The organism is Micromonospora sp. KC207 (assembly GCF_004348615.1).
Lineage (GTDB): Bacteria > Actinomycetota > Actinomycetes > Mycobacteriales > Micromonosporaceae > Micromonospora.
Genome location: NZ_SMKJ01000026.1, coordinates 18,831 through 37,655, shown reverse-complemented (window position 1 = coordinate 37,655; position 18,825 = coordinate 18,831). Strand labels below are relative to the sequence as shown.

The window sequence follows — 18,825 nt, the reverse complement described above, 5'->3', positions numbered from 1 at the left end:
GTCCCCGTCCGACGGCGAGTGCGGAGCCTTCCGCAGGACCCAGACCGACGGCGATCCCCGGCCTGACCGTGAACGCGCCGCCCCTGAATCCACCGACCGTGAACGCGCCGCCCCTGAACCCACCGACCGTGAACGCGCCGACCGTGGACACGAGGTCGGCCGCAGATCCCGAGCCGGCCGACGAGCCCAGCCCGGCGCCGCAGACCCCGGCCGTTCCGCCCCGGCCTACCGTCCTCGCCTCCGCTTCCCCGGCCGAGCCCGCCCGATGAGGGCTGTCGCCGTCGGCCCGCACGCCCATCAAGATCATCCTCGATCGCGGAAGCGGTGGCCCCACGGCGCGACGGATGCCACTGCTTCCCGGATCGAGCGTGACCATCGTCCAGGGCCTCGGTGGAAAATGCGGAGATGGGAGCGACAAGACTGAGCGGACCGGATCGGCCCGCAGGCGGAGGGGCGCCTTCCCGCGTCACGGTCGCCCCGCCGGGCCCGAGCCTGCGCGCCGCCCGCCTGATCACCGAGCTGACCGCGCCCGCAGTCCTGGTGACCACGCTGACGGTGCTGATCGGCTGGCACGGCGGCAGGAGCGGCGCGCACGGGCTGGCCTGGGGGCTGCTCGCCACCGTCTTCGCCAGCGGGATCCCCTTCGCGTACATCGTCGGCGGGGTGCGCCGCGGTCGACTCACCGACCACCACGTCGGCGTACGCGAGCAGCGCCGCCTGCCGCTGCTGTTCGGGCTGACCTCGACGGCGGGCGGGTGGGCGCTGCTCGCCGCGCTCGGCGCGCCCCGCCCGTTGCTGGCGCTGGTGGCGGCGGGCGTGGTGGGTCTCGTGGTGGCAGTGACGGTGAGCCACTGGTGGAAGATGTCGATCCACACGGCGGTCGCCGCCGGCGCGGTGGTGGTGCTGGTGCTCACCTTCGGCCCGCTGCTGCTGACCGCCGCTCCGTTGCCGGTGCTGGCCGGCTGGTCCCGGGTACGGCTGCGAGCCCACACCGTGCCGCAGGTGCTGGTCGGCGGCACCGTAGGCGGGCTGGTGGCCGGAGCCGTCTACGGCGCGCTCAGCTGAGCGCGCCGTAGACGGCTCCGGCCCGGCCACCGCCCGGCCTGCGCTCGACGGCCCCGTGGATCAGGCCCCGTCGTCGGCGAGCCGGTGCCGGTTCGCCTCGATCCAGGCGTTCAGGGCGGCCGGGTCGTCCGGGTCCACCCCGTCGGCCATCAGCTGGGCCACCGCCGCCGTGGCGGCGCTGCGCCGTTCGCCGGTGGAGTAGAGCCGGGCGAACTCGGGGATCATCTCCTCGATCGCGGTGTCGGTCCGGGCTGCCGCCGCCTGCGGCAGCCCTTTGCGCCGGGCCGCGTACGCCGCCCAGCCGCGCAGCACCCGGGGCAGCATCGCCGCGTCGTCCATGTCGAGCACGGCCCGCCGGTGCACCCAGTCCAGCAGAAACAGCTCGGCCACGGTGGGGCTCCAGCGTAGCGGGTCGGCGTCGGGGAAGCTCGCCGCGTGGTCGAGCAGCAGGCTGAGGCAGAAGTGCAGCGAGGCAAGCCCCGCGCCGTCGGACGGGTCCAGGTCGTAGCGGGTGGCCTCGGGCGAGGCGAGGAACGCCCGAACCAGCTCCGTGCGCTGGTCGCCGGAGAGCGGCTCGGCGTCCCGGGTGGCCCCGGCCGGCGACGGGGGCAGCAGCGCCAGCCGGGCACCGGCCAGCGCCCGGTCGGTGGCGAGGGAACCCTCGGCGGGCAGCTCGCCCAGGTCGTCGGTGACGGCCAGGTGCCGGCCGACCTCGCCGCGCATCCGGGCCGGGTCCTCCTCACGGAACCAGGTCAGCTCGTCGCCGTCGACCATCTCCCGGACCTGGTCGACGATGCGCCCTGCGGGGCCGCCGACGAAGACGTCCTTGGTGATGCCGATGTTGTGGTCGACCAGGGCCACCAGCGCGTGCTCGGGACCGCCGGCGGCGTCGTCGTAGGCGAACGTCGCCAGGTAGGAGGTCTGGTCGCCGTACACGTCGCCGTAGCACCAGGTGCCGGTGAGGTGCACCCGGCCGAGGTGCGCGGACCAGGCCGGGGCCAGGGTGCCGGCATTGACCCTCGCCGCGCCCTCGGCGTCGGGCACCAGGGCGGCGAAGACGGAGCGGATGGTCCTCGCCGCGGCCGTGCGGCGGCGGGAGGTGGCGACGAGGAAGCCCGTGACGAACTCCCGCACGGCCGCCTGCCGGTCGGTCTCCGCGACCGAGTAGACGCTGCCGAGCAGCGCCGCGCCGAGCATCTCGGCATCGAGGGCGGTGTCGAGCCTGGTCACGTCGCGTGCGGCGTGCAGCACCGCGTCGTAGGGGGTCTGAGGCGTGGCCATGCGTCGACCCTACGCCCGCCGGCGGCCCCCGAACAGCGAAGAAGACCCCGGTAGTCAGCGGCGGGCGGCCTCGCGCAACGCCTGCTGTGCCTGCCCGTGGCGGGCCAGCACCGTCCGCGCCGGCTCCAACACGTACTCCCGCCCGACGGCGCCGACGGCGAGGGTGAGGCGCTGCTCGGCCCGGCCGCGCGCCCGGCGGGCCGCCCATCGCACGACGGGCCTGGTCAGCGCCGCCACCAGCAGCCCGGCGAGGAGGCCGCCGAGCAGCAGCAACGTGGGCAGCGGGGCCTCGCCGACCCGGGGATCGTCGAGGGCCGGCAGCCCGAGGACGCGCAGCGCGTAGCCGAGTGCGAGCCAACCGAGGCCGGCCACGGCCGCGACGGTGACCAGCCACTGCACCCCGCCGACGATCCGCCACCAGGCGGGCCGGCGGCCCATCCCGAGGTCGGTCTGGGCCACCGCGCGGTCCAGGGCGTCCGGCAGGTCGCCCAGCCGGGACCGGGCGGCGGTGGTCACCGCGGCGGCCCAGGGCTCGGGCAGGCCGGCGCCGGCGTAATCGGCCACGGCCCGCACGGCCAGCCCCAGCGCCGAGCGCTGTGCGGCGGTCGGATCGGGTACGGAGGTCGCGGCGACCAGGCTCTCCGCCGGGTCACCGGCGTCGCCGCCCCTGGGCGGGCCGGGCAGGTGCAGCCGGCGCAGCGGGTCGGGGCGCAGATGTCGCCAGCTGCGCACCAGCGGCCAACCAGTGCTCGCGGCGGCCCGGTGCCGGTACGCCCCCTCGACCGCCGCCGCCACGGCCGACACCCCGGCCACCCCGGCCAGCGCCCGGGCCAGCCCGGAGGCGGTCGGCCCGTCCGTCGGGTCGGCCGTGGGCTCGGCGGCGACCAGCTCGGCCAGCCCGGCGACGACCGTGTCCACGTCGCCGGCGAGGCGACGCAGGGCGGCCTGCCGCTCGGCGACCGTACGCTCCAGGGTGGCCCGCAGGTCGGTGATCCCGGACGGGTCGACGGCGGTGGTGGCCAGCAGCGGCACCCCGCCCAGCCCGTCGGCGTCGAGCAGCCGGCGCAGGTCGTCCAGGACGCGGGGCAGCTCGGCCGGGGGCAGCCGGTCGGCCTGGTTGAGCACGACCAGCGTCACGTCCCGGTGCCGGTGGAACTCGCGCAGGTAGCTGGTGTGGATCACCCGGTCGGCGTACTTCTGCGGGTCGACGACCCAGACCACCAGGTCGACCAGGCCGAGCAGGCGGTCCACCTCCAGCCGGTGCGACCGCTGCACCGAGTCGAAGTCGGGCAGGTCGAGCAGGACCAGCCCGTGCAGGGCCGACTCGTCGTCGCCGTCGAGCGCGCTCTCCCGGACGAACCGGTGCCGGGGCAGCACGCCGGTCCAGTCGAGCAGTCGGTTCGCGCCGTCGAGCGGGCCCCAGACGCAGGCGTGCGCCACCCCGGTGGTGGGGCGGCGCACCCCGACCGGGGAGAGGTCGAGCCGGGCGAGCGCGTTGAACAGGCTGGACTTGCCGCTGCCGGTGGCACCGGCGAGGGCGACGACCGTGTGGTCGCGGGAGAGAGCGAGCCGGGTGCCGGCCCGCTCGACGAGGGTGTGCGCGGGCACGAGCTGGGTGTCCGGGAGCTGGCCGTCGGCCGCGTCGAGGAACCGGCGGACGGCCGCCAGGCGGGCGATCAGCACGTCCGGGTCGACCCGCTGGTCGCCCCGCAGTGCCTCGCGCACCCGGCCGACGATGTTGGGGCTCACCGGGCCTCGCCTTCCGGGATCAGCGCCGAGGGCAGGGTCGCGGCGCCGGCGGCGGCCAGGCCACTGCGGTGCCGGGCCTCCTCCACCCGGTCGGCCGCCGCCCGCAGGGCGTCCCCGGCGTCCGCCGCCGGACGCGTCGTCGCCGTTCGGGACAGGAACCGGGTGGCCTCCGCGTCGAGCAGCTCGCGGATTCGCCCCAGCAGGTCGTTCCGGGCCTTCGCGGCCAGCGTACGCACCGCCTGATCGCCGAAGATCGCCTGGAGTACGACCTGCCCGGCGGTCGTGGTGCCGGCCCCGGCGGCGACCTCCAGCCCGGTCGGGATGAACGCCGTCGAGGCGAACACGGCGATCATCACGGCCAGCCCGGTGGCGTTCACCGCGTACGCGGCCGTGCGGGCCACGAACCGCCGGTCGGCGCCCTCGGCCCGGACCAGCGTCAGCACCTCACGTTGCCAGTCCCGGACCAGTCGTTCGGCGCGGTCGGAGAAGTCGGTGCCCGGGTGGGCGAGCTGCGGGTCCAGCAGGGCCGCACCGGCAGGGTGCGCCCGCCACCCGGTGTACGCGTTCTCGGCCGCCTCGGCGGCTGCCCCGCGCAGCAGTGTGACGAGCTGCGACTCGATGGCGTCACGCAGCTCGGTGGCGGGGGCGGGCCGGCCGGTCACCGTCGCCACGAGTCGGTCCCGCAGCCGGCCGATCCGCGCCTCCAGGGTGCGGAAGAACTGGCCGGTGCCGACGAACTCCTGCCAGCGGGCGAGTACCTCGCCGCGCAGCATCCGGCCGTCCTTGAGGCCCTGCTCCACGGTCCGCTCGGCCGCCTGGTACGCGGCCACGACCCGCTCGTCGAGGGCGTCGGCGCCGGCTCCCTGCTCGTCGGCGGCGTCGGCCAGGCCCGCGGCGGCGGGGCCCAGCGCGGCCAGCGCGCCGTCCAGGGTCTGCCGGACGACGGTGGCGCGGGCCCCGGCGTCGGCGGCCAGCCGGGAGAACCAGGTGCTCAGCGGCTCGGTGATCTTGTCCGGCAGGAGGCCCTGGCCGTCGACCCAGGTCTCCGGCAGGACGAACAGGGGCGCCGCGCCGAGGCCCTGGGCGGCGAGCATCTCGGCCAGGTGGGCGGCCACCTCGTCGGTGGCCTCCGCCGGCACCCGGTCGAGCACCATGGCGATCACCACCCCCCGGGCGCGGGCGGTGTGCAGCAGCTCCCAGGGAACCGCGTCGGCGTACCGGGCGGCGGTGGTGACGAAGAGCCAGAGGTCGGCGGCGGCGAGGAGCTGGTTGGCGAGCGCACGGTTGGCGTCGACCACCGAGTCGATGTCGGGGGCGTCGAGGAAGGCCAGCCCGGCGGGCAGCGCCGGGGCCGTCACGATCTGGAGGGTGTCCGGGTCCTCGCTCGGCTCGCTGGTGCGGGTGAGGCCGGGCAGCAGCTCGCCCTGCCGGAACCAGCAGGAGTCGGCCGGGTTGCACACGAGCACCGGTGAGCGGGTGGTCGGCCGGAGCACCCCGGCGGCGCTGACACGGGCCTGGACGAGGCTGTTGACCAGGGTCGACTTGCCGGCCCCGGTGGAGCCGCCGACGACCACGAGTAGCGGCGCGTCGAGCCGGGCGAGGCGGGGCAGGAGATAGTCGTCGAGTTGCGCGGTCAGGCTCGCGCCGACCCGCCGGGCCGCTTCGGCCGAGGGCAGGGCGAGCGGGAACCGGGCCGCGCCGATCGCGGCCCGCAGGGCGGTGAGCGCGGCGGGCAGGCCGTCTCCGGAAGGGCCGGACGGGTCCTCCCCGGCATCCCCCATGCCGGTACGGGCTGCGACGGCGGGCGAACCGGTTCCGATGGCGGGATCGCCGTGCGTCGTCACCGCTAAAGCGTGCCCGACCGGCGCAGGGTAATACAACCGGGCTCCCCCGAACGCGAGGTTGCGTCGGGTCGACTCAACTTGACTTGACGATCGCCGCAGGCATGGCACTATTGAGTCAAGTTCACTCAACTTGTGGCGAGTGCGCGGCGGGGCGGTCCCCGTCACCTGTTCCAACGTAAGAAGCGAGGAAGCGAAGATGGCACGTGCGGTCGGTATCGACCTCGGCACGACGAACTCCTGCGTCAGCGTTCTCGAGGGCGGTGAGCCCACCGTCATCGCGAACGCTGAGGGCTCGCGGACGACCCCGTCGATCGTCGCGTTCGCCCGCAACGGCGAGGTGCTCGTCGGTGAGGTCGCCAAGCGCCAGGCGGTGACGAACCCGGACCGGACCATCCGGTCGGTCAAGCGGGAGATCGGCACCAACTGGACCGTCGACATCGACGGCAAGAAGTACACCCCGCAGGAGATCTCGGCCCGGACGCTGATGAAGCTCAAGCGGGACGCCGAGGCGTACCTGGGCGAGCAGATCACCGACGCGGTGATCACCGTCCCGGCCTACTTCAACGACGGCCAGCGCCAGGCCACCAAGGAGGCCGGCGAGATCGCCGGCTTCAACGTGCTGCGGATCGTGAACGAGCCGACCGCGGCGGCCCTGGCGTACGGGCTGGACAAGGGCTCCAAGGAGCAGACCGTCCTGGTCTTCGACCTCGGCGGCGGCACCTTCGACGTGTCGCTGCTGGAGCTGGCCGAGGGCGTCATCGAGGTCAAGTCGACCAGCGGTGACAACCACCTCGGCGGCGACGACTGGGACCAGCGGATCATCGACCACCTGGTGAAGACCTTCCGGGGCGAGCACGGCATCGACCTGGCGCAGGACAAGATGGCCCTCCAGCGGCTCCGCGAGGCGGCCGAGAAGGCCAAGATCGAGCTGTCGGCGGCCACCACCACCAACATCAACCTGCCGTACATCACGGCCGGCTCCGCCGGCCCGCTGCACCTGGACGTGACGCTCAGCCGCGCCGAGTTCCAGCGGATGACGCAGGACCTGCTGGACCGCTGCAAGGGCCCGTTCGAGCAGGCCGTGAAGGACGCCGGGATCAAGGTCTCCGACGTCGACCACGTCATCCTCGTCGGCGGCTCCACCCGGATGCCGGCCGTCACCGACCTGGTCAAGCAGCTCACCGGCAAGGAGCCCAACAAGGGCGTCAACCCCGACGAGGTCGTCGCCGTGGGCGCCGCCCTCCAGGCCGGCGTGCTCAAGGGCGAGGTCAAGGACGTCCTGCTGCTCGACGTGACCCCGCTGAGCCTGGGCATCGAGACCAAGGGCGGCATCTTCACCAAGCTCATCGAGCGCAACACCACCATCCCGACCAAGCGCTCCGAGGTCTTCACCACGGCCGACGACAACCAGCCGTCGGTGCTGATCCAGGTGTTCCAGGGCGAGCGGGAAATCGCGGCCTACAACAAGAAGCTCGGCACCTTCGAGCTGACCGGCCTCCCGCCCGCGCCGCGCGGCGTGCCGCAGATCGAGGTCACGTTCGACATCGACGCCAACGGCATCGTGAACGTGCACGCGAAGGACCTGGGCACCGGCAAGGAGCAGAAGATGACGATCACCGGCGGCTCCTCGCTGCCGAAGGACGACATCGAGCGGATGCGCCGTGACGCCGAGGAGCACGCCGAGGACGACAAGCGTCGCCGCGAGGAGGCGGAGACCCGCAACCTCGCCGAGGCACTCCAGTGGCAGACCGAGAAGTTTCTCGCCGAGAGCGGCGACAAGCTGCCGGGCGAGAACCGGGAGCAGCTCAACGAGGCCCTCGGCGAGCTGCGCGGCGCGCTCGGCGGCCAGGACATCGACAAGATCAAGGCGGCTCACGAGAAGCTTGCCCAGGTCTCCCAGCAGGCCGGCTCGCTGCTCTACGCGTCCCAGCAGGCCGAGCAGGGCGAGCAGCCGGGGGCGGCCGGCCCGGGCGCCGGCGCGACCGGCGGTGCCAAGGCCGGCGGCGCGGACGACGTGGTCGACGCCGAGATCGTGGACGAGGACAAGAAGTGACGATCCGCCTCGGACACGTACTCACGGCCAAGGGATGAGGTAACCGCATGACGGAGAAGCCACGAGCCGCCGACCCGGTGGAGTCCGGGTCGACGCCGGGTGGCTCCGCGACCGCCGGGCAGTCCGAGCAGCCGCGGGTCGTCATCCGTGACAACCGCAGGATCAGTAAGCCCGAGGTGCCCGCCGCGACCGACGCCGGGGCGGACAGCCCGGCGGAGGGCCTGGTCGAGGACGTCGAGATCGTGGTCGACGAGATCAAGGTCGAGGCCGCGTCGGTGGACGGGCCGCCCGTGGTCGACGCCCCGGCGCAGCCGGTCGAGGGCACGGCCCCGGCCGTCGCAGCGCCGCTCGGCGCCGAGCTGGAGGCGCTGCGGGCCGAGCTGGACGAGCGGACCCGGGACCTGCAACGGGTGACGGCGGAGTACGCCAACTACCGCAAGCGGGTGGACCGGGACCGCAGCCTCGTCCAGGAGCAGGCGACCGGTTCGGTGCTCGCCGCGCTGCTGCCGATCCTCGACGATTTGGACCGCGCCCGCGAGCACGGCGACCTGGTGGGTCCGTTCGGCACGGTGGCCGAGCAGCTCACCACGGCGTTGGGCAAGTTCGGCCTGTCCGCGTTCGGCGAGCAGGGCGACCCGTTCGACCCGACCCGGCACGAGGCGGTGGCCCACCAGACCTCCGCCGACGTCACCGAACCGACCTGCGTGCAGGTCATGCGCCGGGGCTACCAGCTCGGCGAGCGGCTGCTGCGGCCAGCCATGGTCGCGGTCGCCGACCCGGAGTAGTGCCGACCCGTGTCGTCCCGCCCGCCCACACCGGGCGGGCGGGACGTTCGGGGTACGTCCCGTGGAAGGGGGTGGACCGGTGAGTACCAAGGACTGGATCGAGAAGGACTACTACGCCACGCTGGGCGTGCAGAAGTCCGCCTCCTCGGACGAGATCAAGAAGTCGTACCGGAAACTGGCCCGGGAGTCGCACCCGGACCACAACCCGGGCGACCCCAGGGCCGAGGAGCGGTTCAAGGCCGTCTCCGAGGCGTACGCGGTGCTCGGCGACGAGGCCAAGCGCCGCGAGTACGACGAGATGCGCTCGCTGTTCGGCTCGGGCCAGTTCCGGCGTAACGCCCGGGGTCCGGGTGGCCCCGGCGGGCAGCCGTTCGACGTCTCCGACATGTTCGGCGGCGCGGCGGGCGGCGGTGACCGCCGCTTCGGCGGGGCCGGCTTCCAGGACCTGTTCAGCTCGATCTTCTCCGGTGGCGGTGCCGGCGGTCCGGCCCGCCCGCGCGGCCCGGCGAAGGGCCGGGACATCGAGACCGAGGTGGCGCTCGACTTCGGCGACGCGGTACGCGGGGTCACCCTCCCGTTGACCCTGCGCGCGCCCGGCGTCTGCGACACGTGCGCCGGCAGCGGGGCGAAACCCGGCACCTCGCCGGTGACCTGCCCGGTCTGCCACGGAGCCGGGGTGACCAACCGCAACCAGGGGTCGTTCAGCTTCTCCGAGCCGTGCCGCAACTGCCAGGGCGTGGGGACGGTCGTCGAGGAGAAGTGCCCGGAGTGCCACGGCACCGGCGGGGTCACCAAGACCCGCACGCTCAACGTCCGCTTCCCCGCCGGGGTGGCCGACGGACAGCGGATCCGGCTGAGCGGGCGGGGCGAGCCGGGCGAGCGTGGCGGCCCGGCCGGTGACCTGTACGTGCACGTGAAGGTGCGGCCGGACGAGCTGTTCGGGCGTACCGGGGACGACCTGACCCTGACCGTGCCGATCACCTTTCCGGAGGCCGTGCTCGGCACGGACCTGCGGGTGCCCACGCTCGACGGCACGGTGACCCTGCGGGTCCCGCCGGGCACGCCGAGCGGCCGGGTGCTGCGCGCCCGGGGCAAGGGCGTGCTGCGCCGGGACGGCCGGGCCGGCGACCTCCTGGTGACGCTCGACGTGGTGGTGCCGGCCGGGGTGTCCGACGAGGCGCGAACGGCGCTGGAGGCGTTCGCCGAGCAGATTCCGCCGGCCGCCCGGGAACATCTCGACGCGCGGGTGCGTCGATTCAGTTGAGCCTGCTGGAGTACGTGCGGAGGTGAGCGGGGATGGCGGGACACCACGGCGGCTCGGATGACCCTGCCTACGAGGCCAAGGTGCTGATGATCTCGGTCGCGGCGCGGATGGCGGGAATGCATCCCCAGACCCTGCGCCAGTACGACCGGCTCGGCCTGGTGCAGGCCGGCCGGGCGGCCGGCGGCGGGCGCCGCTACAGCGTCCGGGACGTGGTACTGCTGCGCGAGGTGCAGCGGCTCAGTCAGGACGAGGGGGTCAACCTCGCGGGGGTCAAGCGGATCATCGGCCTGGAACGCCTGCTGGAGGAGGCCCAGCAGCGGGTCGCGCGGCTGGAGGCCGAGCTGGACGCCGCGTATCGCCGAATGGCGGAGCTGGAGTCCCTGGCCCGGTTCCCGGGCCGCGACCTGGTGCCCACCAACCGCACCTCCACGGCCCTGGTGGTCTGGCGTCCCCGGCGCGACCGCTGACCCGCCGCCCACCGCACCGGAGCCCACCGGCCCGGTCCGCTTCCCGGAACTCCGGCGCGGGCCGGGCCGGTTCGGCTAACCTGCGAAACAGGCCCGACCCGAGTGATCCGGGCCAACCGCGCTGGCGAGGGGGAGCCATGTCGGAACCGGCCAAGAAGCTGGCGAGGCAGGCGGAGGAGCGGCTCGACCGGGTCGCCAAGTTGGCCCAGCAGTTCGACAAGATCACCGAGGGGCGGTTCTCCGACCTGGTCAAGGACGGCCGGTTCGCCGATCAGGTCGACCACGGTGTCGACCGGGGGCGGGCCGACGCGCGGCGCGCCGAGCAGGACGCGCGACGCCAGGAAAGCGGCGGTTCGGCCGCCTGAACCACCCGTACGCCGAGCCACCCGTACGCCGGACCGGTCAGCCGATGCGTCGGTTCTCCCGGACCAGGCCGCCCTCGCACCAGTCCCGGTAGTCGAAGAGGTCCGGCTGGGCCAGCAGCATGCGGCTGTTGTGCGCCCACGTCCGCATCATGTCGTCACCGGTCCGCTCCGACTGCTCGACCAGCTTGCGGAAGCGCCGCTTGGGGTGGGCGCGAAAGTTCGTCCGGATGCCGTCGGCGGCGTAGATGTAGAGGCAGTGCAGCGCGAACCGGCGGGCCGGGCAGGCCGGGTCCATCGCCAGCTCGAACAGGGTCTGCACCAGGTGGTCACCGGAGACCAGCAGGTCCCAGTCCGGCGGCATCGACGTCAGCGGAACCGAGTCGGGTTGGTACGCCCACGCCCGCAACTCCGCCGGGGACGGGTCGACGGGGTTGGCGAAGCCGTGGAACGTCGAGTCCTGCACGCTCACCGGCCAACCTTCCGCTCGCGCCCGAGGGCGACCGGCCGGCCTCCCACGGACCCTTGCTGCTGGGGCGAAACGGTAACCCGGGCCGCCTACCAGGGGAAGGGTTCCGCGGCACCAATTCGGCATCCGATGGGCGGGGGCGGGGCCGACCGTACGGCCGGCCCCGCCCCCGGGTGCGCTGCGCGCCGGCTCAGTCGGTGCTGACCAGCGGCTCGGCGCGCTGGGCGACGGCCCGTTGCCGCAGCCACACCTTGAACCAGGCGAAGTCCGGCAGCCGGGCCAGCATCGGCCCGGTCACCACGGTGATCAGCACGTACGCGGTGGCCAGCGCGGCCAGCTCCGGCTCGACGCTGCCGGCGGCCACGGCGAGCCCGGCGATGACGATGGAGAACTCGCCGCGTGGCACCAGGGCCAGCCCGGCCCGCCACCGGCCGGGTTCCTTGATCCCCACCCGCCGGGCGGCCAGGTACCCGGTCAGCGTCTTGGTCCCCATCGTCACCACGGCCAACACGAGCGCCGGCAGCAGCACGGGCGGGATGTCCCGAGGGTCGGTGACCAGGCCGAAGAAGACGAAGAACACCGCGGCGAACAGGTCCCGCAGCGGGGAGAGCATCTGGGTGGCGTGGTGTGCCACCGGGCCGGACAGCGCGATGCCGACGAGGAACGCGCCGACCGCCGCCGATACCTGGAGCTTCGCCGCGACGCCGGCGATCAGCAGGGTGAGCCCGAGCACGCCGAGCAGCAGCGCCTCGGGGTCCTTCGCCGACATGGCCGAGGAGATCAGGTGGCCGTACCGGATCGCCACCACCAGCACCAGCACGACGGTGCCGACCGCGATGCCGAGCGCGATGCCGCCACCGAGCAGGCCGGTACCGGCCAGCACGGCGGTGAGCAGCGGCAGGTAGAGCGCCATCGCCAGGTCCTCGATGACCAGCACCGAGAGGACCACGGGTGTCTCCCGGTTACCGAGCCGGCCCAGGTCGGCCAGCACCTTGGCGATCACGCCGGAGGAGGAGACCCAGGTGATGCCGGCGAGCACGATCGCGGCCACCCAGTCCCAGCCGAGCAGGAAGGCGAAGGCCGCGCCGGGCAGCGCGTTGAGCACGCCGTCGATCAGACCCGCGGGTGCCGCCGAGCGCAGGTTGCCGACCAGCTCGCTCGCCGAGTACTCGAGGCCGAGCATGACCAGCAGCAGGATCACGCCGATCTCCGCGCCGACGGCGAAGAACTCCTCGCTGGCGGCCAGCGGCAGCACGCCACCGTGGCCGAAGACGAGCCCGGCGAGCAGGTAGAGGGGAATAGGTGAGAGGCCGATCCGCCGGCCGAGCCGCCCCAGCAGCCCGAGCAGGAACAGCAGTGCACCGACCTCGACGAGCAGAGTTGTGGTCTCGTGCATCCGCGCCTCAGCCGTCCGGGTCGCTGTCGGCGAGGATGGCGGTCACGCCGTCGAGCCCCTTACGGGTACCGACCACGACCACCACGTCACCGGCGTCGAAGCGGAAGGCCGGGTCCGGCGAGACGATCACCTCGCCCCGGCGCAGCACCGCGACGATCGAGGCGCTGGTCCGGGTGCGGGCCCTCGTGTCGCCGAGCCGCCGGTTGACGTACTTCGAGCTGGCCGGGATGGCGATCTGCTCGGTAAGCAGCCCGGCGGCCTGCTCGCGCAGACCGGAGAGCTGGCCGAGCATCAGCGACGCGCCGAGGATGTCCGCCAGCGCCTCCGCCTCGTCGTCGGTCAGCGGTATGTCGTGCTGGCAGGAATCGGGATCGTCCGGGTCGTACAGGACAAGATCGCGGCGGCCATTGCGGTGGGAAACCACACCGAGTCGGCGTCCGGATTCAGTCAACAGGTCGTGACGCATCCCGATGCCGGGTAGGGCAGTCTGTTCGACACGTACTCGCACGCGGCAAGGCTACCGGTTGAGGGGAAGGTCAATGGCTGGTCGATTCCGCCGCAGGGCGGTCGCGCTGCTGCTCGTACCGCTGGTGGCCGGCTGTTCGATCGGCGATGTCCGCCGCCCGCCACCGGACCGCACCGCCCCGTCACCCCGACCGGCCGCGACGCAACCGACGCCCACGGCCGCCGAAGTCGAGTTGCGCGAGGTCCGGGTTCCGGTCGGCAAGGGCTACGACCAGCCGTACGTCGAGTTCGTCTCGGCCGAGCGCGGGTACGCCCTCTTCGCCGGCTGCGCCGGTCGGCCGCCCGGGCGGGACTGCCCGGCGGTGCTCTACGCCACGACCGACGGTGGCCGGTCCTGGCAGCGGCTCACCCATCCCCGCCCGGTCGCCGACAACCAGCAGCTCTACGTCGCCCCGGGCGTGCTGGTGCTGTGGGCCGAGCCGCACGGCCGGTACACCTCCACCGATGGCGGGCGCACCTTCGCGCACACCACCGGGGAGCAGGAGCCCGTCGCGTGGCGGGCCGCCCAGGGCCGGTTCCAGATCGACCAGGCCACCGGCCGGGTGGTCCGCTGGGCGGGGCAGCGGATGACGCCCCTGCCGGCCCAGCCGCCCGTGCGGTCGCTGCACGGCGTCGTCGAGGCCCGTGGCCTGCTGGTGGTGGCCGGCGTCGACGGCGGGAAGGCGTGCGCGACGGTCTCGACGGACCAGGGGCGGACCTGGCAGCGGACCCCGGTGCCGGCGGCCGGCGGCGAGGTCGGGGTGCTGCGGCCGATGATCGGGCCGGACGGCGAGGCGCGGCTGGTCGGTTGGCCACCGGACCGGACGAAGTTTCCGGTGCTCTGGCGGTATCTGGGCCGGTGGGTGCCGGCGCCCGCCGAGGGGCATCCCGCGCATGCGACTTCGGTGGTGCCGCTGAGCACCGGCCGGTTCGCGGTGAACGGCCCGAACGGCGTGGGCGTGGTGGCCGACGGCCGGTACGGCCCGCTCGACTGGCCGGTCGCCCCCGAGCACTACCTGACCCTGCTGGTGGACGGCACGGTGGCGGGCAGCGCCACCGGCGAGGTGCTGCTGGCACCCGGGCCGGTCGGCGACCGCCGCTGGGTGCGGGTGGTGCTGGCCCCGGCCTGACGGGTCGCGTCCCGCCGGCCATACCTGGCGTGACTCAGGTCACACCGGCAGGGTTGAGCGGAATAGGCTCAACTCTGGTTGTGTCCTTCCTAGTGGACACGCCGATCCGGGGGAGCCCATGAACACGGAACGTCTCACCACCAAGAGCCGCGAAACCATCACCGGTGCCGTCGCGCTGGCGAACCAGCGCGGTCACGCCACCGTGGAACCCTGGCACCTGCTGCTGTCGCTGCTGGACACCGAGGGGTCGACCGCCGCCGGCCTGCTGCGCGCCGCCGGGGCGGACCCCGCCGAGCTGCGCCGGGCCGCCCAGCGCGCGGTGGGCGCCCTGCCGGCCGCCCGGGGTTCCAGCATCGCCGAGCCCACGCTGGCCCGCGAGTTCGTCAACGCCATCGGCGCCGCCGAGCAGATCGCCCGGCCGCTGGGCGACGAGTACACCTCCACCGAGCACCTGCTCGCCGGCCTGGCCCGGGTGGGCGGCGCGGTATCGGTCGCGCTGCGCAACTCCGGCGCGACCGAGGAGGCCCTGGTCGCCGCGTTTCCGACCGTCCGGGGCGGGGACCGGCGGGTCACCACCGCCGACCCGGAGCAGACCTACCAGGCCCTGGCCAAGTACGGCGTGGACCTGACCGCCAGCGCCCGCGACGGGAAGATCGACCCGGTGATCGGCCGGGACTCCGAGATCCGCCGCGTCATCCAGGTGTTGTCCCGGCGTACCAAGAACAACCCGGTGCTGATCGGCGAGCCCGGTGTCGGCAAGACGGCGATCGTCGAGGGCCTGGCCCAGCGGATCGTGGCCGGCGACGTGCCCGAATCGCTGCGCGACAAGAAGCTGGTCTCGCTCGACCTCGGCGCGATGGTGGCCGGCGCGCAGTACCGGGGCCAGTTCGAGGAGCGCCTCAAGTCCGTGCTGGAGGAGATCAAGAACTCCAACGGCCAGGTCATCACCTTCCTCGACGAGCTGCACACCGTCGTCGGCGCGGGCAAGGGCGAGGGCTCGATGGACGCTGGCAACATGCTTAAGCCGATGCTCGCGCGCGGCGAGCTGCGGATGGTCGGCGCGACCACCCTGGACGAGTACCGCGAGCACATCGAGAAGGACCCGGCCCTGGAGCGCCGCTTCCAGCCGGTGCTGGTCGGCGAGCCGACCATCGCGGACACCATCGGCATCCTGCGCGGGCTCAAGGAGCGCTACGAGGTGCACCACGGCGTACGGATCACCGACGCCGCCCTGGTTGCCGCCGCCGCCCTGTCCGACCGCTACATCACCGAGCGGTTCCTGCCGGACAAGGCGATCGACCTGGTCGACGAGTCCGCGTCCCGGCTGCGCATGGAGATCGACTCCCGCCCGGTCGAGGTGGACGAGATCGAGCGGGCCGTGCGCCGGCTGGAGATCGAGGAGATGGCGCTGGCGAAGGAGCCCGACGCCGCCTCCGCCGAGCGCCTCGAACGGCTGCGCAAGGAACTGGCCGACAAGCGCGAGCAGCTCACCGCCCTCTCCGAGCGCTGGCAGACGGAGAAGAGCCACATCACCAAGCTCTCCACCGCCAAGGAGGAACTGGAGCGGCTCGGCGGCGAGGCCGAGCGGGCCGAGCGCGACGGCGAGCTGGAGCGGGCCGCCGAGCTGCGGTACGGCCGCATCCCCGCCCTCAAGAACGACCTGGCGAAGGCCGAGGAGGAACTGGCCCGGCTCCAGGCCGACGGCGCGATGCTCAAGGAGGAGGTCGGCGCGGACGACATCGCCGCCGTGGTCGCCTCCTGGACCGGCATCCCCGCCGGCCGGCTCCTCGAAGGCGAGACCGCCAAGCTGCTGCGGATGGAGGAGTCGCTGGGCGCGCGCGTGGTCGGCCAGACCGAGGCCGTCTCCGCCGTCTCCGACGCGGTCCGCCGCGCCCGGGCCGGCGTCGCCGACCCGGACCGCCCCACCGGCAGCTTCCTCTTCCTCGGTCCGACCGGTGTCGGCAAGACCGAGCTGGCCAAGGCGCTCGCCGAGTTCCTCTTCGACGACGAGCGGGCCATGGTCCGCATCGACATGAGCGAGTACGGCGAGAAGCACTCCGTCGCCCGGCTCGTCGGTGCCCCGCCCGGATACGTCGGCTACTCCGAGGGCGGCCAGCTCACCGAGGCGGTGCGCCGCCGGCCGTACTCGGTGATCCTGCTCGACGAGGTGGAGAAGGCCCACCCGGACGTCTTCGACGTGCTGCTCCAGGTGCTCGACGACGGCCGGCTCACCGACGGTCAGGGTCGTACCGTGGACTTCCGCAACGCGATCCTCATCCTCACCTCCAACCTCGGGTCGTCGATGATCAGCGACCTGACGCTGGCGGAGGAGCAGCGCCGGGAGGGGGTCCTCGCGGTGGTCCGGTCGCACTTCAAGCCGGAGTTCCTCAACCGGCTCGACGACATCGTCGTCTTCGCCGCGCTCCTCGGGGACGACCTGCGGGCCATCGTCGACATCCAGCTGATGCGGATGCGAGCCCGCCTTACGGACCGTCGGCTGGCGCTCAAGGTCAGCGAGGCCGCCCGGGGGTGGCTCGCCGAGCACGGGTACGACCCGATCTACGGCGCCCGCCCGGTGCGCCGGCTGGTGCAGTCCGCCATCGGCGACCAACTCGCCCGGGCGCTGCTCTCCGGCGCGATCCGCGACGGCGACACGGTCCAGGTCGACCTGGCCGACGGCAAGGACGGCCTGACGGTCGCCGCGGCCTGACCCGCTCACCGGCTCGGGCAACGGGTAGTAACCGACCTGTTGCCCGATGCCGCTCAGTTTCCCCACGTGCGCGGGGTTGTTACCGTCTCCGCCGACGCGACTGGGGGAGGCGATCGGGTTGAACGGTTCGGTGGCGTACTTGGTGACGGGGGCAGGCTGCCTCGTCGTGGTGGCCGGTGTCGTCGTCGCCGTGGTGGCACTGCAGCGCTCCCGCAAGCGGGCGGCCGGTGGACCCGGCCCGGTGGACCCGTTCCGGGACCGCGACGCCGACGCGTTGCGGGGTGACCCGCGCCGGCTGGGCCCCGGCGACATCGTCGAGATCCGTGGCACGTCGTACGCGGTGCGCGGCTCGATGCTGCTCAGGGAGGGTAGCTGGACCTGGTCGGAGCACCTGCTCGACGACGCCGGCGGTGGCCAGCTCTGGCTCTCCGTCGAGGAGGACCCGGACGTGGTGATGGTGCTCTGGACGACCGACCCGGCGCTCACCCTCGCCCCCGGCGCGGCGAGCATCGACCTCGACGGCCACCGGTACACCAGCAGGGAGGCCGGGCACGCGCGGTTCACCGCCACCGGGACCACCGGCCTCGACCCGTCCGGCGCGATGCGGTACCACGACTACCGGGGCCCGGGGACGCTGCGGCTCTCCTTCGAGGCGTACGGCAACGCCGCGTGGGAGGTGGCTCGGGGCGAGGAGCTGCACCGTTCCGACGTGATGATCTACCCGCAGGCCGGCCCGGGGAAGGTGAGCTGACCCGTGCTGGTCACCCTCGACGCCCCGTACGTCGACACCAGCGCCGCCGACCTCAGCCTGGCCCTCGGCGACGGCGAGCGCCCCGCGCTGCACGTGCTCGACCTCGATCTGCCCGCCGGGATCCGGGTGCGGCTGCGGCTGCTCGGCGCCTCCCACCAGGTGGTGCTCCGCGCGGCCGGCACCGAGCTGACCGAGACCGTCGCCTGCCTGCCCGGCCACCCGCCCGAGCTGCCGGCCACCCGGCTCGACGAGGCGAACGGCTACCGGTTCACCGCCACCGTGCTGCGCCCGCAGGGGGCGGAGCTGAGCGCCCGGGTCGCCGCGCTCCGCGCCGAGCTGGCCGGCGACCCGTACGCGCTGGTCGGGGTGTTCCCCGGCGCCGTCGACGCGGTGACCGCCCTCGCGGTGCGCACCGACCCGCCGGACGGGGCGGTCGGCTGGCGTACCTGGCACGCGTACCCCCAGACCAACGAGCTGGTCCTGACCGAGACGGTGGTGGCGCTTGTGAGCGCGAGGAGTGAGCCGGGTTTGCGAGCCCCGCAGTCGCGAGCGGAGGTGGCGCTGTGACGTACCGGCGCTGGTTCGTGGTGGGAGCGGCGGTCGCCGTGGTCGGCGCGCTGCTCGCCGCCTTCGCGATCCTGTACGGCAACTTCTCCCCCCGTGGGTACGTGCAGGACCGGTACAGCCGGGCGGCCGGCCGCGACATCGGCGCGGCAGCCATGGCGTACACCTCGGCGAAGTCGCCGAGCCAGGTCGCCAAGGAGGTCACCGACGCCTGGCAGCCGGCCGACCAGTACGTCGACGGCAGCGGCGTCTACCTGCGCTACGACGACGACTCGGTGGTGATCCTGCCGATCGCCGCCGGCTCGGTGATCCTGCTCGAACGCCTTAACACCGCCTACCCCCGATACCACTCGACCGTCGGGTCGCACTGGGGCTGGGGACGCGGCAGCACCGTCCGGGGCGGCGGCCCCGGCTCCGGCAAGTAGCCCGAC

The 18,825-nt window shown here is 73.7% G+C and carries 18 protein-coding genes; 11 read left to right on the top strand and 7 right to left on the bottom strand.

What is annotated here, in order from left to right; genetic code table 11:
• Positions 1–298: hypothetical protein (locus tag E1258_RS33860; protein ID WP_243715220.1), on the bottom strand; the 298-nt coding region annotated here is incomplete at its 3' end.
• 107 nt (positions 299–405) lie between these two features.
• On the opposite strand from E1258_RS33860, the gene E1258_RS05710 reads away from it, so the two are divergent.
• On the top strand, positions 406–1,065 hold the full coding sequence (locus E1258_RS05710; RefSeq protein ID WP_132397461.1) for a phosphatase PAP2 family protein: 660 nt from the start codon (positions 406–408) through the stop codon (positions 1,063–1,065).
• Positions 1,066–1,125: 60 nt separating this feature from the next.
• Here E1258_RS05710 and E1258_RS05705 read toward each other — a convergent pair whose 3' ends face one another.
• The 3 genes from E1258_RS05705 to E1258_RS05695 are packed head-to-tail and all read right to left on the bottom strand — an operon-like array spanning position 1,126 to position 5,939.
• The gene (locus tag E1258_RS05705; protein ID WP_132397459.1) at positions 1,126–2,346 is read right to left on the bottom strand and encodes a hypothetical protein; all 1,221 of its coding nucleotides are present in this window, start codon (positions 2,344–2,346) and stop codon (positions 1,126–1,128) included.
• Between the two features lie 54 nt (positions 2,347–2,400).
• Positions 2,401–4,095 carry a GTPase gene (locus tag E1258_RS05700; RefSeq protein ID WP_132397457.1) on the bottom strand — a complete coding sequence of 565 codons (1,695 nt, stop codon included), beginning with the start codon at positions 4,093–4,095 and terminating at the stop codon, positions 2,401–2,403.
• Complete coding sequence (locus E1258_RS05695) at positions 4,092–5,939, bottom strand: GTPase domain-containing protein (RefSeq protein ID WP_132397455.1); 1,848 nt, start codon at positions 5,937–5,939, stop codon at positions 4,092–4,094. Before E1258_RS05695 ends, E1258_RS05700 begins: the two co-directional genes overlap by 4 nt.
• Before the next feature lie 196 nt (positions 5,940–6,135).
• Between E1258_RS05695 and dnaK the strand changes: the two genes are divergently transcribed.
• The 5 genes from dnaK to E1258_RS05670 all read left to right on the top strand — a co-directional run bounded on the left by dnaK (position 6,136) and on the right by E1258_RS05670 (position 10,873).
• Positions 6,136–7,992 carry a molecular chaperone DnaK gene (dnaK, locus tag E1258_RS05690; RefSeq protein ID WP_132397453.1) on the top strand — a complete coding sequence of 619 codons (1,857 nt, stop codon included), beginning with the start codon at positions 6,136–6,138 and terminating at the stop codon, positions 7,990–7,992.
• Between the two features lie 47 nt (positions 7,993–8,039).
• Entirely contained in the window at positions 8,040–8,777 is a 738-nt protein-coding gene (gene grpE / locus E1258_RS05685) for a nucleotide exchange factor GrpE (RefSeq protein ID WP_132397451.1), read from the top strand.
• A gap of 79 nt (positions 8,778–8,856) precedes the next feature.
• Complete coding sequence (dnaJ, locus tag E1258_RS05680; RefSeq protein WP_132397449.1) at positions 8,857–10,041, top strand: molecular chaperone DnaJ; 1,185 nt, start codon at positions 8,857–8,859, stop codon at positions 10,039–10,041.
• A gap of 32 nt (positions 10,042–10,073) precedes the next feature.
• A complete protein-coding gene (locus E1258_RS05675; protein WP_007073939.1) occupies positions 10,074–10,508 on the top strand; it encodes a heat shock protein transcriptional repressor HspR in 435 nt (144 codons plus the stop codon).
• 137 nt (positions 10,509–10,645) lie between these two features.
• Positions 10,646–10,873, top strand: a complete 228-nt coding sequence (locus tag E1258_RS05670) for a hypothetical protein (RefSeq protein ID WP_132397447.1) — start codon at positions 10,646–10,648, stop codon at positions 10,871–10,873.
• A gap of 37 nt (positions 10,874–10,910) precedes the next feature.
• On the opposite strand, the gene E1258_RS05665 is transcribed toward E1258_RS05670, so the two are convergent.
• From E1258_RS05665 to E1258_RS05655, 3 genes are all read right to left on the bottom strand, one after another.
• On the bottom strand, positions 10,911–11,342 hold the full coding sequence (locus tag E1258_RS05665) for a hypothetical protein (RefSeq protein ID WP_007073941.1): 432 nt from the start codon (positions 11,340–11,342) through the stop codon (positions 10,911–10,913).
• Between the two features lie 187 nt (positions 11,343–11,529).
• Positions 11,530–12,735 (bottom strand): cation:proton antiporter, encoded by a 1,206-nt coding sequence (locus E1258_RS05660; protein ID WP_132397445.1) that lies wholly within the window; start codon positions 12,733–12,735, stop codon positions 11,530–11,532.
• A 7-nt stretch (positions 12,736–12,742) separates the two neighbouring features.
• Positions 12,743–13,243 carry a cation:proton antiporter regulatory subunit gene (locus tag E1258_RS05655; protein ID WP_007073944.1) on the bottom strand — a complete coding sequence of 167 codons (501 nt, stop codon included), beginning with the start codon at positions 13,241–13,243 and terminating at the stop codon, positions 12,743–12,745.
• A gap of 31 nt (positions 13,244–13,274) precedes the next feature.
• Here E1258_RS05655 and E1258_RS05650 point away from each other — a divergent pair, with 31 nt between their 5' ends.
• The 5 genes from E1258_RS05650 (at position 13,275) to E1258_RS05630 (ending at position 18,819) form a co-directional block, all read left to right on the top strand.
• On the top strand, positions 13,275–14,369 hold the full coding sequence (locus E1258_RS05650; RefSeq protein WP_132397443.1) for a hypothetical protein: 1,095 nt from the start codon (positions 13,275–13,277) through the stop codon (positions 14,367–14,369).
• Positions 14,370–14,487: 118 nt separating this feature from the next.
• Complete coding sequence (clpB, locus tag E1258_RS05645; RefSeq protein ID WP_132397441.1) at positions 14,488–17,079, top strand: ATP-dependent chaperone ClpB; 2,592 nt, start codon at positions 14,488–14,490, stop codon at positions 17,077–17,079.
• 118 nt (positions 17,080–17,197) lie between these two features.
• On the top strand, positions 17,198–17,830 hold the full coding sequence (locus E1258_RS05640) for a DUF4178 domain-containing protein (RefSeq protein ID WP_132397439.1): 633 nt from the start codon (positions 17,198–17,200) through the stop codon (positions 17,828–17,830).
• A 3-nt stretch (positions 17,831–17,833) separates the two neighbouring features.
• On the top strand, positions 17,834–18,397 hold the full coding sequence (locus E1258_RS05635; RefSeq protein ID WP_132397437.1) for a DUF2617 family protein: 564 nt from the start codon (positions 17,834–17,836) through the stop codon (positions 18,395–18,397).
• Positions 18,394–18,819: a DUF4247 domain-containing protein gene (locus tag E1258_RS05630; RefSeq protein ID WP_132397435.1), complete on the top strand. Its 426-nt coding sequence runs from the start codon at positions 18,394–18,396 to the stop codon at positions 18,817–18,819. The genes E1258_RS05635 and E1258_RS05630 overlap by 4 nt, the downstream gene beginning before the upstream one ends.
• Positions 18,820–18,825: the final 6 nt, after the last annotated feature.